The 13,095-nt window shown below is 61.6% G+C and carries 16 protein-coding genes; 5 read left to right on the top strand and 11 right to left on the bottom strand.

Annotation, left to right across the window (positions count from 1 at the left end; all coding sequences use genetic code 11):
* Positions 1–7: 7 nt before the first annotated feature.
* The 4 genes from ACGYK2_RS10520 to gabT form a co-directional block, all read right to left on the bottom strand.
* Entirely contained in the window at positions 8–1,375 is a 1,368-nt protein-coding gene (locus ACGYK2_RS10520; protein ID WP_271688680.1) for a tetratricopeptide repeat protein, read from the bottom strand.
* The gene (locus ACGYK2_RS10525; protein ID WP_271688681.1) at positions 1,372–2,181 is read right to left on the bottom strand and encodes an alpha/beta fold hydrolase; all 810 of its coding nucleotides are present in this window, start codon (positions 2,179–2,181) and stop codon (positions 1,372–1,374) included. Before ACGYK2_RS10525 ends, ACGYK2_RS10520 begins: the two co-directional genes overlap by 4 nt.
* A complete protein-coding gene (locus ACGYK2_RS10530; protein ID WP_271690014.1) occupies positions 2,174–3,163 on the bottom strand; it encodes a P1 family peptidase in 990 nt (329 codons plus the stop codon). Before ACGYK2_RS10530 ends, ACGYK2_RS10525 begins: the two co-directional genes overlap by 8 nt.
* Positions 3,164–3,395: 232 nt before the next feature.
* Positions 3,396–4,796: a 4-aminobutyrate--2-oxoglutarate transaminase gene (gene gabT, locus ACGYK2_RS10535; protein WP_271688682.1), complete on the bottom strand. Its 1,401-nt coding sequence runs from the start codon at positions 4,794–4,796 to the stop codon at positions 3,396–3,398.
* Between the two features lie 180 nt (positions 4,797–4,976).
* Between gabT and ACGYK2_RS10540 the strand changes: the two genes are divergently transcribed.
* Positions 4,977–5,528, top strand: coding sequence for a cupin domain-containing protein (locus ACGYK2_RS10540; protein WP_209216952.1), 552 nt, complete (start codon positions 4,977–4,979; stop codon positions 5,526–5,528).
* Between the two features lie 70 nt (positions 5,529–5,598).
* On the opposite strand, the gene ACGYK2_RS10545 is transcribed toward ACGYK2_RS10540, so the two are convergent.
* The 4 genes from ACGYK2_RS10545 to ACGYK2_RS10560 all read right to left on the bottom strand — a co-directional run bounded on the left by ACGYK2_RS10545 (position 5,599) and on the right by ACGYK2_RS10560 (position 8,360).
* Positions 5,599–5,766: a hypothetical protein gene (locus tag ACGYK2_RS10545; RefSeq protein WP_271688683.1), complete on the bottom strand. Its 168-nt coding sequence runs from the start codon at positions 5,764–5,766 to the stop codon at positions 5,599–5,601.
* A gap of 139 nt (positions 5,767–5,905) precedes the next feature.
* Positions 5,906–7,630 carry a sensor histidine kinase gene (locus ACGYK2_RS10550; RefSeq protein WP_271688684.1) on the bottom strand — a complete coding sequence of 575 codons (1,725 nt, stop codon included), beginning with the start codon at positions 7,628–7,630 and terminating at the stop codon, positions 5,906–5,908.
* Between the two features lie 2 nt (positions 7,631–7,632).
* Entirely contained in the window at positions 7,633–8,190 is a 558-nt protein-coding gene (locus ACGYK2_RS10555; protein ID WP_067264157.1) for an RNA polymerase sigma factor, read from the bottom strand.
* Positions 8,190–8,360 (bottom strand): NepR family anti-sigma factor, encoded by a 171-nt coding sequence (locus ACGYK2_RS10560; RefSeq protein ID WP_197470876.1) that lies wholly within the window; start codon positions 8,358–8,360, stop codon positions 8,190–8,192. Before ACGYK2_RS10560 ends, ACGYK2_RS10555 begins: the two co-directional genes overlap by 1 nt.
* A gap of 93 nt (positions 8,361–8,453) precedes the next feature.
* Here ACGYK2_RS10560 and ACGYK2_RS10565 point away from each other — a divergent pair, with 93 nt between their 5' ends.
* The 3 genes from ACGYK2_RS10565 to ACGYK2_RS10575 all read left to right on the top strand — a co-directional run bounded on the left by ACGYK2_RS10565 (position 8,454) and on the right by ACGYK2_RS10575 (position 10,026).
* Positions 8,454–9,263: a response regulator gene (locus tag ACGYK2_RS10565; protein ID WP_067264155.1), complete on the top strand. Its 810-nt coding sequence runs from the start codon at positions 8,454–8,456 to the stop codon at positions 9,261–9,263.
* 106 nt (positions 9,264–9,369) lie between these two features.
* Complete coding sequence (locus ACGYK2_RS10570; RefSeq protein ID WP_271688685.1) at positions 9,370–9,675, top strand: YqjD family protein; 306 nt, start codon at positions 9,370–9,372, stop codon at positions 9,673–9,675.
* Complete coding sequence (locus ACGYK2_RS10575) at positions 9,676–10,026, top strand: phage holin family protein (protein WP_271688686.1); 351 nt, start codon at positions 9,676–9,678, stop codon at positions 10,024–10,026.
* Here the strand turns inward: ACGYK2_RS10575 and ACGYK2_RS10580 are convergent.
* Positions 9,977–10,348 (bottom strand): hypothetical protein, encoded by a 372-nt coding sequence (locus ACGYK2_RS10580; protein WP_271688687.1) that lies wholly within the window; start codon positions 10,346–10,348, stop codon positions 9,977–9,979. The genes ACGYK2_RS10575 and ACGYK2_RS10580 overlap by 50 nt on opposite strands.
* Positions 10,349–10,438: 90 nt before the next feature.
* On the opposite strand from ACGYK2_RS10580, the gene ACGYK2_RS10585 reads away from it, so the two are divergent.
* The gene (locus tag ACGYK2_RS10585; RefSeq protein ID WP_271688688.1) at positions 10,439–11,167 is read left to right on the top strand and encodes a Crp/Fnr family transcriptional regulator; all 729 of its coding nucleotides are present in this window, start codon (positions 10,439–10,441) and stop codon (positions 11,165–11,167) included.
* A gap of 3 nt (positions 11,168–11,170) precedes the next feature.
* Here the strand turns inward: ACGYK2_RS10585 and ACGYK2_RS10590 are convergent, their stop codons facing one another.
* Together ACGYK2_RS10590 and ACGYK2_RS10595 are read right to left on the bottom strand one after the other, a co-directional pair.
* Positions 11,171–12,106 carry a YihY/virulence factor BrkB family protein gene (locus ACGYK2_RS10590; protein ID WP_394374293.1) on the bottom strand — a complete coding sequence of 312 codons (936 nt, stop codon included), beginning with the start codon at positions 12,104–12,106 and terminating at the stop codon, positions 11,171–11,173.
* Between the two features lie 42 nt (positions 12,107–12,148).
* A complete protein-coding gene (locus tag ACGYK2_RS10595) occupies positions 12,149–12,994 on the bottom strand; it encodes a formate/nitrite transporter family protein (protein WP_271688689.1) in 846 nt (281 codons plus the stop codon).
* Positions 12,995–13,095 lie beyond the last annotated feature (101 nt).

The raw sequence follows: 13,095 nt of genomic DNA on the forward strand, positions 1-13,095 counted from the left end.
GCCCGGTTTAGGCCCCGGCCAGCGTGCGTTCGGCCCGCGCGCGGGCTTGGGCCGCCAGATCCGGCAGGCCGGTCTTTTCATAGACCTCGCCCAGCATCAGGTTCAGCGGCACGCCATCGGGGTCATAGGTCCGGCGCATCTCAAGCACCTGCTGCGCGGCTGAGGCCCGGCCATCGCGCACCAGCGCGTCGAGGTGGATTTGCTCGAACAGGTCACGCTGCGCATGGCTGCCGCCACATTCGGCCATGCGGGGCAGGGCCATGCCAAGCTCGCGGATCGCCGTGGCCCACTCCCCCTTGGCATGGGCGGCGATGCCAAGGGCGGCGGGCAGTGCGACCTCGGCCCATGCGGCGTGGTCATGGGCGGCAGTCTCACTCGCGCGGGCATTGATCGCGCTGAGCATCTCTGCCGCCTCGGGCCGCCCGGTGCGGCAAAGGGCATAGAGGTATTGCAGCGTCAGGAAGGGACTCACGGTATCCGCCCCCCGCGCCGCCACATGGTCGGCCACATCGCCCCAACGGTCGCCCACATCGACACCCGCGAATTCCATCCGCGCCAGCAGAGACACGGCGCCGACTTGGTCTTGGGAATAGTCCTTTTCCAGCCCCCAGATATGCTGGTCATAGGCGGCGCGCACATCGTCGTGACGGCCCTGCGACAGGTAGAACAGCGCCAGATGCCACCAATTGTGGCTCCGCATGAAGGAGTTCAGGTCGCTCCACGTCTCGGCCACGCTTTCCATGAAACGCGCGCCTTCAGCGACGCGGCCTTGCGTTAGCATCACATGGGCCAGCGCGTGATGCGCCCAAGGCTCATCGTGCCGCAATTCCATCGCCCGGCGGGCAGCAGCTTCGGCCCGGTCGAGCAGGTGACATTGCTCATAACCAAAGGCGATCATGCCGTGGGTATAGGCGATGTCTTCGGCCTCGGGCAGGGATTTGAGTGCGAGGCGCAACATGCCAGCGGCATCGCCGGTGTTGAACAGGTGGTATTGCGCCAGTTTCAGCATCGCCAGATCGCGCGGCCATTGGTCGGTGATGGCGTCACAGGCGGCGACGAGGGCGGGCACATCGCCGTCGATCCAGTGCCCGACTGCGCGGATGACCTCCTGCTCGCGAGCATTGGCGCCGGGGGCTGCCTTGGCGCGCTCCAGATAGGGGCGGGCCTTCTCAGGGGCGATGGGGTGTTCGAGGAACATCCACAAGAGCGCCGCATAGGCATTGACCAGCGGGCCATCGGGGTCGGCATCGGCGGCGGCGATCACGCCTGCGGCCTTGGGTTGGTAGGACAGGAAGCCGTGGATGAAGTCATTGATCGCCTGCAAGGTTTCCGGGCGGTCGGTAGAGGTTTCCAATCCGTAAAGGTCTTGTGTCATCTCGGGTCTCCGGCGGTGTCGTGGAATTGGCGCAGATGTTGGGCGACGGCCTCGGCGGCGTCCCAATGGATCGAATGGCCCGCCTCGGGCAGGGTGGTCTGGGTCACATTTGGGATCTCCGCAAAAGCCTGCTCGGCGGCGGCGCGGGGGATCAGCAGGTCTTCGGCCCCGTGGAGCACTTGGGTCGGGCAGGTCAGGTCCGAGGGCCGTACCGTCGGGCGGAAACCGCGCAACGCTTCGAGTTGATGGGCCATGGCATCCGCGCTCTGCGCATGTGGATAGGCAAGTGCTGCGGCGAGGGCGGCCTCGGTATTGTCAGGATCAGTGAAGAAACCGGGGGCAAAAATCCAAGGGTAGAGCGCGCGCAGCCAAAGCTGCTCCCCTTCCGGTGCGCGGCGCACGGCGAGCAGCGCATCAAAGACTGCCATGGTCCGGGGGGCGCGAACTGGGGCAGAGGCGAGAATGCTCAGCGCTTGGATGCGACCCGGCGCGAGGCCAAAAAGCTCCATCGCCATCAGCCCGCCCATCGAATGGCCGACGACGTGAAAGGTGTCATGCCCCAGGTGATCCATCAGCGCCAGCGCATCCCGCGCCATCTGCGCGACAGAGGTTTCGGCATCCCAAGGGGTCGTGCGCCCGGTGCTGCGGTTGTCGGGCCGGATCAGGGTGAAGTGATCGGAAAGCAGCGGGGCCAAAGCGCCCCAACTCGCGCTGTCGCTCAGCATCCCGGCCAGCATCAAAAGCGGCGGGCCGCGCCCGTCGACCTCGTAATGAAGTGAGATATCGGAGAGGGGCAGATCAGGCATTCAACGTGCTCCAACAAGGCAAAAGATCCCCATCGGCGGGGGTGGCCGCATAGATGGCGCGGGCGATGGCGCGCGACAGGCAGAGCGCCGCGGCATGGCCGATCATCGCCACATCCCCCGCAGGCCGCGCCGCCGTCGAGAGGGAGAAGACCAGATCGCCGTCATTGGGCATATGTGCAGGCACCACGGCGCGGGCGATGCCGTCATGGGCCGCCACGGCAACGCGCTGGCATTCGGCCTTGGTCAGCGTGGCGTCGGTGGCGACGATGGCGATGGTGGTATTGGCGCGGGCCGACATGGCCGCCATCTTGCGGCTCTCGAAGCTCAGCCCCAACCCGGCGGATGGGTCCGGCCCCAGCCCGCCGAACTCTCCGTCGATCTCAAAGGGGGCAGCGTGGAAATAGCGGTCACCGGGGGTGGTGACGGCGCCCACCGGATTGGCCCCGACAAGCGCGCCGACCGTGCTGCCATCCGGCAATTGCAAACTGGCGGAGCCGAGGCCCCCTTTGACCATTGCGCTGAGCGCGCCGGTGCCCGCGCCGACAGAGCCGATTTGAAAATTTTCGCCCGCCGCCTCCAAGGCCTGGCGGCCAAGAACGGCATAGGGGTTCTGCGCCCAATCCTTATCGCCGCCGTTCAGCAGATCGAAGAGGATCGCGCCGGGCACCAGCGGGATCAGCGCGTCCCCCACGCGAAAGCCGCGGCCCTGTGCGCGTAGGGCATCCACCACCCCCGAACAGGCATCCAGCCCATAAGCAGAGCCGCCCGAGAGCACCAGCGCATCGACCGCGGCGACGGTCTTGTCGGGGGCCAGCAGGTCTGTCTCTCGCGTGCCGGGCGCGCCGCCCATGACGCGGACAGAGGCGGTGAAGGGCGCGTCGCCGATCAGCACGGTGCTGCCGGATTTCAGCCGCGCATCCTGCGCATTGCCCACCTTCAGCCCCGTCACATCGGTGATCAGGTTGCGCGGGCCGGGACGCATCGGTGCGCTCATGGCAGGCTCTTCACGTGAAACATCCCCGCAAGGGTGCGCATGGGGCAGGGGGCTAACAAGGGCATCGTCACTCCGGCGTTGATTTCGGGCGGAGTTTGCGCGCTTCCCCGGCGGATGCCAAGGGCCGAGGTGGGACAGGATGCCCCCGCCGGAGGGACGCCATAAAAATGGGCGCGCAGATTGCCCCGCGCGCCCGATCCATCCGGTGTGACCGTTTGGTTTACTTCTGCTCTTCGGCGACAGCGGCGGCGACGGCCTCTTCAAAGATGGCGAGCCCCTCTTCGACGATGGCGTCGGAGGCTGTCAGCGGCACCATCACGCGCACGGCGTTGCCATACATGCCACAGCTCAGCAGCAGCAGGCCGCGCTTCAGCGCGTGGGCGATGACGCGTTTGGTGAAATCCGCGTCGGGCGTGGCGCTGTCAAAGTCGGTCACGAATTCAACGGCGACCATGGCGCCAAGGCCGCGGATGTCCCAGAACCGGAAGGGCGCGGAACGCTCGCCAATCTCGGCAAAGCGGGCTTTGAGCGTGTCGCCCATCGCGGTCGAGCGGGCCAGAAGACCTTCGTCTTCGATCACCTCGATGGCTGCCAATGCCGCAGCGCAGGCCACCGGGTTGCCGCTATAGGTGCCGCCCAAGCCGCCGGGGTCCATAGCGTCCATCACATCGGTGCGGCCAATGACACCGGCCAGCGGATAGCCACCTGCCATGGATTTCGCCACGGTGATCAGGTCTGGCACCACGCCGGAATGCTCGATCGCGAACCATGTGCCGGTGCGGCCAAAGCCCGCCTGCACCTCATCGGCGATCAAGAGAATGCCGTGCTGGTCACAGATCGCGCGCAGCTCTTGCATCATCTCGAAGGGCACGGGGGTATAGCCGCCTTCGCCAAGCACCGGCTCGATGATGATCGCGGCAACACGCTCGGGCTGGGCATCGGTGAGGAAGAGGTTTTTTAGCCCGGTCAGTGCATCCTGCACGGTGATCCCGTCGCGGACAGAGGGGAAAGGCGCGCGGAAGACATCCGCGGGGAAGGGGCCGACGTCTTTCTTATAGGGCGTGACCTTGCCGGTCATGCCAAGCGTCAGCAGGGTACGGCCGTGGTAGCCGCCGGTGAAGGCGATGATGCCCGGGCGGCCGGTGGCAGCGCGGGCGATTTTCACGGCGTTCTCAACGGCTTCGGCGCCGGTGGTGACCAGCAGCGTCTTCTTGGGCGCGTCACCGGGGGCGAGCGCGTTCAGCTTCTCGGCCAGTTCGACGTAAGGGCCGTAGGGCACGACCTGAAAGCTGGTGTGGGTGTAGTGATCTTCCTGCGCCTTGGCGGCCTCGACCACCTTGGGGTGACGGTGCCCCGTGTTCAGCACGCCGATGCCGCCGACGAAGTCGATGTAGCGGTTGCCTTCCACGTCCCACAGCTCGGCGTTCTCGGCATATTTCGCGTAGATCGGTGCGGCGGAGGCGACACCGCGCGGCACGGCGGCATCGCGGCGCGCGATGAGGTCGGCGTTGGTCTGACCGTCGGGCTGGGTCGCGGGGTTGGTTTCGACCACGGAGATCTGCGGCGCGGCTTTGGCCTTGGCCGCGGATTTCCGGGGTGATTTCTTGACGGTGCTGGACATGGAACAGATACCTTATTGCGAAAGAGAGGGGGCAGTGACGTGTCGTTTAAAAAATCCATATTCCGTTTAATATAATTGTCAATCGCGATCGCAGCCTCTATCTAACAATTCCCGTGACCCCCGGTTGACCCAAGGCCGTGCCCCGTAGCGGCGGCGCGGGGGCCTACAAAGGACAAGCCATTGAACGTCGGCGATAAACTCAGAGCGATCCGCAAGAAACACGGACTCTCCCAACGGGAGCTTGCGGCCAAGGCCGGGCTGACCAATGGCACGATATCGCTGATCGAGAAGAACCGAACCAGCCCCTCGGTTGCGTCGCTCAAAAGTCTGTTGGACGCGATTCCCATCAGCATGGCCGAGTTTTTCGCGATTTTGGAAGAAGACGACAGCGCCAAAGTCTTCTACCGTGCGGAGGAGTTGACCGAGATTTCACCGAGCCATCAAGGCGGCGTATCCCTGCGCCAGTTGGGCAGTGCCGCACATCACGCGCTTCAGGTGCTGCATGAAACCTATGAGCCCGGCGCGGATACCGGACCTGAGTTTCTGAGCCATGAGGGCGAAGAGGCGGGGGTCGTGGTGCGCGGGAGCATCGAAGTGACGGTGGATGGCGCGGTCAGCCTGCTTCATGCCGGGGATGGATATCTGTTCGACAGCCGCCTGCCGCATCGGTTCCGCAACACCGGGTCCGAGAGTTGTGAGATCGTCAGCGCCTGTACCCCGCCCAGTTTCTAAAAAAGGTGCCCCATAAATATCGACCGCCCCGAGCATTCTGCTCGGGGCGGTCGATAGGGGGTGTCAGGTCTTAGTAGTCTGACCGGTAGTTCGACCTTTGGGTCTCCGGTTGCTGTTTTTCGCGCCCGGTGCGGTCCTCATCCGGGTGAAGTTCCCTTCGGCCCGTGGTGAGGGCAAGGATGATGACCGCCGCTAAGGTCAGGATGGTCAGACCGCCGAGAAAAAGCTCCGTGGTCATCTCCGTGTTCCTTTTTAGCACTGCGTTTCAGGTGCTCAACCGCGCGCAGGCCAAAGGGTTCCGACAAATTTTTCGCCTATGACGAGTCTGTGATCGCTCCGCCACGTTTCGGGCCAGATTCCATTGGGGCTTTGGCGCCTCAGTAATCGTAGATCATTTTACTGTCGGTCGGGACGTGGAAGTTCACCCTGATCTGATAGATGTCGTCGTTGGTTTCGACCTCGACCTGGCCGTTCAACTGGCGGGTAAAGGCGAGGATCAGACGCGAGCCTAGCCCGGTGCCGGACTTCACCTCTTCGGGGTTGCCGATGGTGTTGCGCACTTCGAGCATCGCCTGCTCTGGCCCGGTTTGGATCAGTTTAAGCGAAATGAAGCCTTTGCCATGTTCGACCGTCGAGACGTATTTAAGCGCATTGGTCAGCGCCTCAGAGACCAGCAGGGTCAGCGGCGCGGCATCGTCGGCGTCGATCTTGATCGGCTCGAAGGACTGTTCCACCTTCACGCCAGAGCCGGATGGCAAGCCGACTGAGAGCATCTGGCCCACAATCTCACGCAGCAGCTCGCTGGCATTGACGCGGACCAGATCGTCATTCTGATACAGGTTCTTATGCACGGTGGCGAGGCTGAGGATACGGTCTTGCAGCCGGCGCAGCACGAAACGCGCATCTTCGCTTTTGGCCTGCCGGATCTGCATGTTCATGATCGAAGAGATCAGTTGCAGGTTGTTTTTGACCCGGTGATGCACCTCTTTCAGCAGGATGTTTTTCTGCCGAAGGCTGTCTTCCAACGTCGCCTCGTCTCGCAAGATGGATTCCGCCATGCCGACAAAAGCAGACTCCATCTCGACCAATTCAGTGGGAACCGAGGGGCCGAGTGTCCCCCGCGGCAGGGTACGGTTCAGCGCGAAGCGCCGCATCTGCCGCCCGAGTTTGCGGATATGGTTGATCGCCAGACGGTTCAGCGCCCAGAAGGCCACGATAAGGCTCGCCAGCCACATGACGATGGGCAAAAGCGCGCTCAGACGGGTCGAAACGCCGGTGTCCAAAAACGGGGTGTTGCTGGGCCAAACGCTAAGCGCGAAGACCGTGCCGGGCACGATCGGCACGATCACATAGGCGCGTTCTTGGCCGTCGGAATTTTGCGAAAGAAAGACATTGGGTTCTTTCGTGGTCAGCAACGAAAGGGCGACATCGCTGGGATATTCCGTCTTGGCCACCTCAAGCCCGTTTTCGGTGGTAAGGATATGACCCATCTTATTGAGGGTCATCATCGCGACGCTGCTGTGTTTGCTCTTGGGCTCGCGGATCGCGTTGATCGCATCCTCGGGGATGCTAAGTGCCATGAAGCCGATCAACTCGCGCTCTTCGTAGACCGGCGCGTTGATCAGCGTGACCACTTGATTGCTGACCGCCCCCTGCAACACTGGCATCGCGCGCCGGACGGGGTTTTCCAGCAGGGTCTGGAAATTCTCATCCTGCGAAAAGTCATGATCCTGCCCCGTGGAGGAGCAGGTCATTTGTCCGTCTAGCCCGATGAAACCCACAAGCGAATAGATGTCTGACGCCTGTTTGTATTCCCTAAGGAAAGCCGTGCATTCCTCGGGATCTTCCCGCCTGAGCCGCACGATGGCGGTGAGCGCTTCTGCCGCGCCAAAGGCCTCTTGGATCACCCGGCGTTCCGCCGCGGAGGCTTGTTCCGTGACGGCGATCAGCGATAGCTCCGCGCTTTGGCGACTTTGATCCGCGATCTGCCGTGTCTGTACAACCGCGATCAGCCCGATGGGCAAAAGCGCGAGAGACAGGAACAGCAGGATACGGATCGTCAGCCCACGCATCAGATCACCGCTGAAGAAGCCAGATGTCATATTTAGAAAGAGGAAACTTTAGATGCGGATAGGACAGACATTGTTGCGTCATCGGTCATTTCAAGCGACTCGTCGTCATGGTGACCCAGCAGTTCGGCAAGGCGGGCACGCGCCCGGTTGGTGCGGCTCTTGATGGTGCCAACAGCGACCCCACACATTTCCGCAGCTTCTTCGTAAGAGAAACCGGAGGCCCCGACAAGAAGCAGCGCTTCGCGTTGTTCATCCTTCAAAAGGGCCAGTGCCTTGCGGAAGTCGGTCATCTGCATGTGGCCGTCGTGTGCGGGCTTTTCGGCCAGCCCATCGGTCAGCACGCCATCCACGTCCGAGACTTCGCGCTTCGCCTTACGGCGCGAGGAATAGTAGGTGTTACGCAGGATCGTGAAGAGCCAAGCACGCATATTCGTGCCTTCTTGGAACTTTTCGATGTTGGTCCACGCCTTGACCAAGGTGTCCTGCACCATGTCGTCTGCCGTGGCACCATTGCGTGTCAGGCTGATGGCAAAGGCCCGCATGGCCGGCAGATGTTCTACCAGCTCGTCGCGCGGATCGGGACGGGTCATCATGACGTTCCTTTTTCTGAATCCTGTTCCTTCAACTTCTGAAGCAGATCCTTGAAACGATCAGGGATGCCTTCTTCGAGCGTCTCATCGAAGACCCGTTTGAGGTTGTCATCGATGACGCGCTCGCGCTCGTCCTTGTTTCCTGAATTCACTAACATCACCTCTGGCATCGTCGTCTCGTTTGAATAATTATGCATGCATACTGGAACCAAACACAATGTCGACGTGTTTGGTTCCAAGAAAAGTAAAAAGGATTCGACTAGATGAACGATGCGACACAAAAGACCAGCATCAGCGATGAACTGGGAGCCAACATCCCCTACCTTCGCCGGTTCGCGCGGGCGATGACAGGCAGCCAGACCAGCGGCGACACCTTTGCTGCGGCGGCGCTGGAAGCCATCTTGGTTGATCGCTCGGTGCTCGATGGGGTGGACACAAAGACGGGTCTTTTCAAGGTCTTGTACGGAATTTGGGCCAGCGCCGGCGCCCCGGTCGAAGAGGGCGAAAGCGGCCCGCGGGCCAAGGCACAGCGCCATCTTTCCAGCCTTACGAACAACAGCCGTGAAGCGCTTTTGCTGCACACGATCGAAGGCTTCTCTCACGGGGAAATCGCCAAGATCATCGGTGTGGATGAGGCCGAAGCGGGCGAGTTGATCCAGATCGCCCATCGCGAAATGGCCGACAGCACCTCGGGTTCGGTGATGATCATCGAGGACGAAGCCATCATCGCGATGGACATTGAATCCATCGTGGCCGAGATGGGCCACCGCGTGACCGGCATCGCCCGCACCCGCGAAGAGGCGGTGAAACTGGGCAAGGCCGATGTGCCGGACCTGATCCTCGCCGACATTCAACTGGCCGACAACTCTTCGGGCATCGACGCAGTGAACGACCTGTTGAACGAGCTGGGCATGCGTCCGGTGATCTTCATCACCGCCTTCCCTGAGCGTCTGCTGACCGGCGACAAGCCCGAGCCTGCCTTCCTGATTTCCAAACCCTATTCGGTGGATCAGGTCGTCTCGGCCGTGTCGCAAGCGATGTTCTTTTCCTCCACGGAAACGCTCAACGCCTGAAGCTGAGCCGCGAAAACAGGGTTCCCCGCGCGCAACGTCGCGCAGGGAACCCTTTGCATTAAAAGCGCGTGCCGCCTAACATCACTCAAACATTCAGGAGGTCCGCATGGCCAAGACCACAACCGCTGCCGCAAAAGAGGTGACGATTGACGATCTGTCGGATCAGATCGCACTTCTCAAAAAAGACATCGCATCCCTGACCGAAACCCTGGGCGACTATGGCAAGGCCAAGTCGGAAGAGATGCGCGATAATGCCCGCGATGCGGCGAATGATTTCGCCGATACGGGGCGTCTCAAGGCGATGGAAGTTCAGCAACAGGCCGAGGAATTCCTCAAGGCCCAGCCCGGAACCGCTTTGGGGATTGCCGCAGGCATCGGTTTCCTCGTCGGTCTTGTGACGGCCCGCCGCTAAATGCTGTCTTCGGTGATGCAACATCTGCGCGGCTCCCTGCGACGGGCGCTGCGTACCGCCATGCTCAGCGCCGGGGCCGTGCTTTTTTTGCTGATCGGCCTGCTGTTTCTCACGCTGGCGGCATGGCTCTACCTCATCACCGTCACCACTACGCTCACCGCCGCGCTGATCCTCGGCGCGGTCTATTTCGGGATGGGCTTTCTCTTGCTCGCCATCGCCGGGTCAGATGGTGAGGCCGCGGCGCAGCCGTCCCGGCAAGAAGACTCCGCCGCCTCCGATCATGATGGCCTGAAGAACCTGGTCATGGCATTTCTGGCTGGCATAACCGCGGGTCAGAAAGCGCGCCGTTAACCGCGGCCAGCAGGTTGCTGCTGGAAAACGGGCGGGTGATGAATTTCAGCCGCTCGCCTACCTTTGCCAGCCGTGGCGTATCGTTCATGATGCAGATGATCGGAAACCACTCCTGCAAGTTCGACAGTTCCGACAGATGCTGCTGCAACTGTTCGCGCCGCAGCGACAGGACCGCGAATTCCGTGTCGTTGACGTTGTTCACCAATGCGCTGAGATCAAAGCTTTCCAATACTTCAATTTGAGATTGCGGAAACGCGGCAGAAAGCGTTTCATTTATGTCTGAACAGACCAATGGGTCCGGTTCGTAGATCAAGATCGACATGGTCTTCCCCCGGGTAAGCAAAGTCGTCGGTGTAGGGGGTGCGCAAAACACGCGCATTAAACTAAGACATATGAAGGCAAATTTTATCTAATGACGACACAATGCCGCTATTGCCCCCTTCGGCGCAAGGATGCCTTCCTGCCGATGTCGAAAGAAGAAGTGAGCTTCATGGAGAAGTTCAAGTCGGGTGAGTTGACCGTCGAACCGGGCACGCCGATCCTGATGGAAGGGTCGAACTCGCCCCAGCTTTACACGGCGCTCACCGGAATGGGCATCCGCGACAAGACGCTGGAGAACGGCAGCCGGCAGGTCATCAGCTTTGTCTTCCCCGGCGATTTCATCGGACTACAGGCTGGCATCATGGGCGAGATGGGCCACTCCGTCGAAGCCCGGACCCATATGCGGCTCTGCGTTTTCAACCGCAGTGAGTTCTGGAACTTCTTCAAATCCCACCCCGAACGCGCTTTTGACATCACTTGGCTGGCCGCCATCGAAGAGCATTTCATGGGCGAAGTCCTCGCCACCATCGGCCAACGCACCGCGATGCAGGCCATCGCTTGGGCGATGGTCAAGATTTTCGAACGCGGCCAGTCGCTCGGGATGGTCACCCACAACCAGATGCTGCTGCCCTATTCCCAACGCGATCTGGCCGATGCGCTTGGCCTCTCGGTGGTGCACACCAACAAGACCCTCGGCGCCCTGAAGGAGCGTCAATTGCTGTCATGGTCCGACAGGGTGCTGCAAATCAACGATCTCGCCGCCTTGGCGAAAGAGGGGATGACCGATCCGGAAAGCCGCCAAAAACGCCCGCTGCTCTAACCGTCAGTCCTGCGCCAGATCAATATAGGTATCCGCCGCCTTCGCCCCGCGCTGACCCCGCGGTTTGGCCGGGCCGACGGTGCTGTCAGGCCGCGTCCGCCGCTCCACCTGCGCGTTCAACGCGGCCCCAAACAAGATCAGAAAGCTGCTGATCCAAAGCCAGATTAACATCGCGATCACCGCCCCGATCGAGCCGTAGACCTGATTGTAATTGCCGAAATTGGCCACATAATAGGAAAAACCGATGGAAAGCACCGCCCAAGACAGCACCGCCAAAATCGCCCCGCTGCTGAGCCACGGCAGCCGCGCTGCCCGCCGGTTCGGGCCAAAGCGGTAGAGCACCCCAACCCCGGCAAACAAAACCACCGTCGCCACGGTCCAACGCAAAAGGTCGGCCACCGCATTGCCAAAGGGGCCAAGCGGGATGAAGGCCAGAATGATCGGCGCGATCACCACCGCCAGCAGCGCCACAATGCCCACCGCCACAAGGCTCACCGTCAGAAGCAGGGCATGAAGGTAGTGTTTCGCGGCATTGCGGTTGCGCTCATTGTAAACGGCGTTCAACCCGATCACCATCGCCCCCACCCCGGCCCGGGCGGACCAAAGCGCCACCAGCAATGACACGATACCGGCCCAACCCAGCGTATCGGCCCGCGCGGTGACCAAGCCGGTCACCTGCGTATTGATGATGTCATAGACATCATCCGGCAGCAGCCCGCGCACTTCCTCCAATTGGGCGACGACGACGACAGGGTCCGAAATCAGCCCCAAAAGCGCGATCAATGCGGCCAGCGCCGGAAACAGCGACAACATAGCGAAAAACGCCACCCCGGCCGAGATCAGCGCAAGGTTGTCCTCCGCCGCCTGTTTCAGGCTTGCTTTGAAAGCATCCCAATAGATCGCCGGTCGGGTCGGGGGTCTGCGCAACACCAATGCCATTCCTCTCAATTCGGCCCCGACCTTGATCGGGACCGCTTTGCCTCAACTGTCCTCCACATCGTCGCGGACCTGGCCCCAAGCAACAAGGGTGAAGACCACCGTGCCGCCGATGATGTTGCCCACAAGCACCGGCAGGAAGAAGCCAAAGATCGCCTGACCGACCCCCAAGCCGCCATGCAGGATCAGCGCGGCCATCTCGACCGAACCCGCGACGATATGCGTGAAATCCCCCGCCGCAATCAGCCAAGTGAAGGTCAGGATCAGGAAAAAAGCGGTCTCATCCGCCTGCGGAAGCATCCAAACGATCAGCGCCACGATCACGCCCGCCGGAATGCCCCGCCAGAACGCCTCCGACACCCCCATCCCGGTGGCATGTTCCGAAAGGCTGATAATGGCGGGCAGAATGTTTTCCGGAATAGCAGGTGTATAGACAAACAGCGCCGCCGCCGCAAAGGCCCCGACGACATTCGCCCCCAATACAACACCCCAAAGCCGCAGCAGACTGCACAAAACACCCAAGCTGCGCTCCTGCATCAGCGGCAAGACGGTGGTAATGGTGTTCTCGGTAAACAACTGCATCCGGCCCATGATGACAGCGATGAAACCCAAGGAATAGCCAAGGTTCTCTAGCAAAAACCGCCACTCCGCATCCGGCAGATAGGTCCGGAAAATCGCCTCGCCCAAGACCGAAAGACTGATCAGCATCCCCGCGGAAATCCCCGACCAGATCAGCGAACGGTTGGTGCGGTTCAACTCATCGCGCCCCTCGCGGCGGATCACCTCATAGATCAGCTTGGGCGACAGCGCCGCCGCATCACTGACAGAGCGTTCTTCCGCCTCCTCCTGCACAGCAGAGGTCGGGGGTTTCTTCTGGATCAGTGGGGCCATGCGCGTTCTTCCTAAAAACTACGGACATGATGAACATAGCCCGCCGCGGCCTCCTGCACAGTAAAAAGACCGCAGCCTCACGCCGCACCACCAGCGGCCCT

It is taken from the genome of Sulfitobacter sp. 1A10359, from assembly GCF_043558145.1.
Taxonomy (GTDB): Bacteria; Pseudomonadota; Alphaproteobacteria; order Rhodobacterales; family Rhodobacteraceae; genus Sulfitobacter; species Sulfitobacter faviae.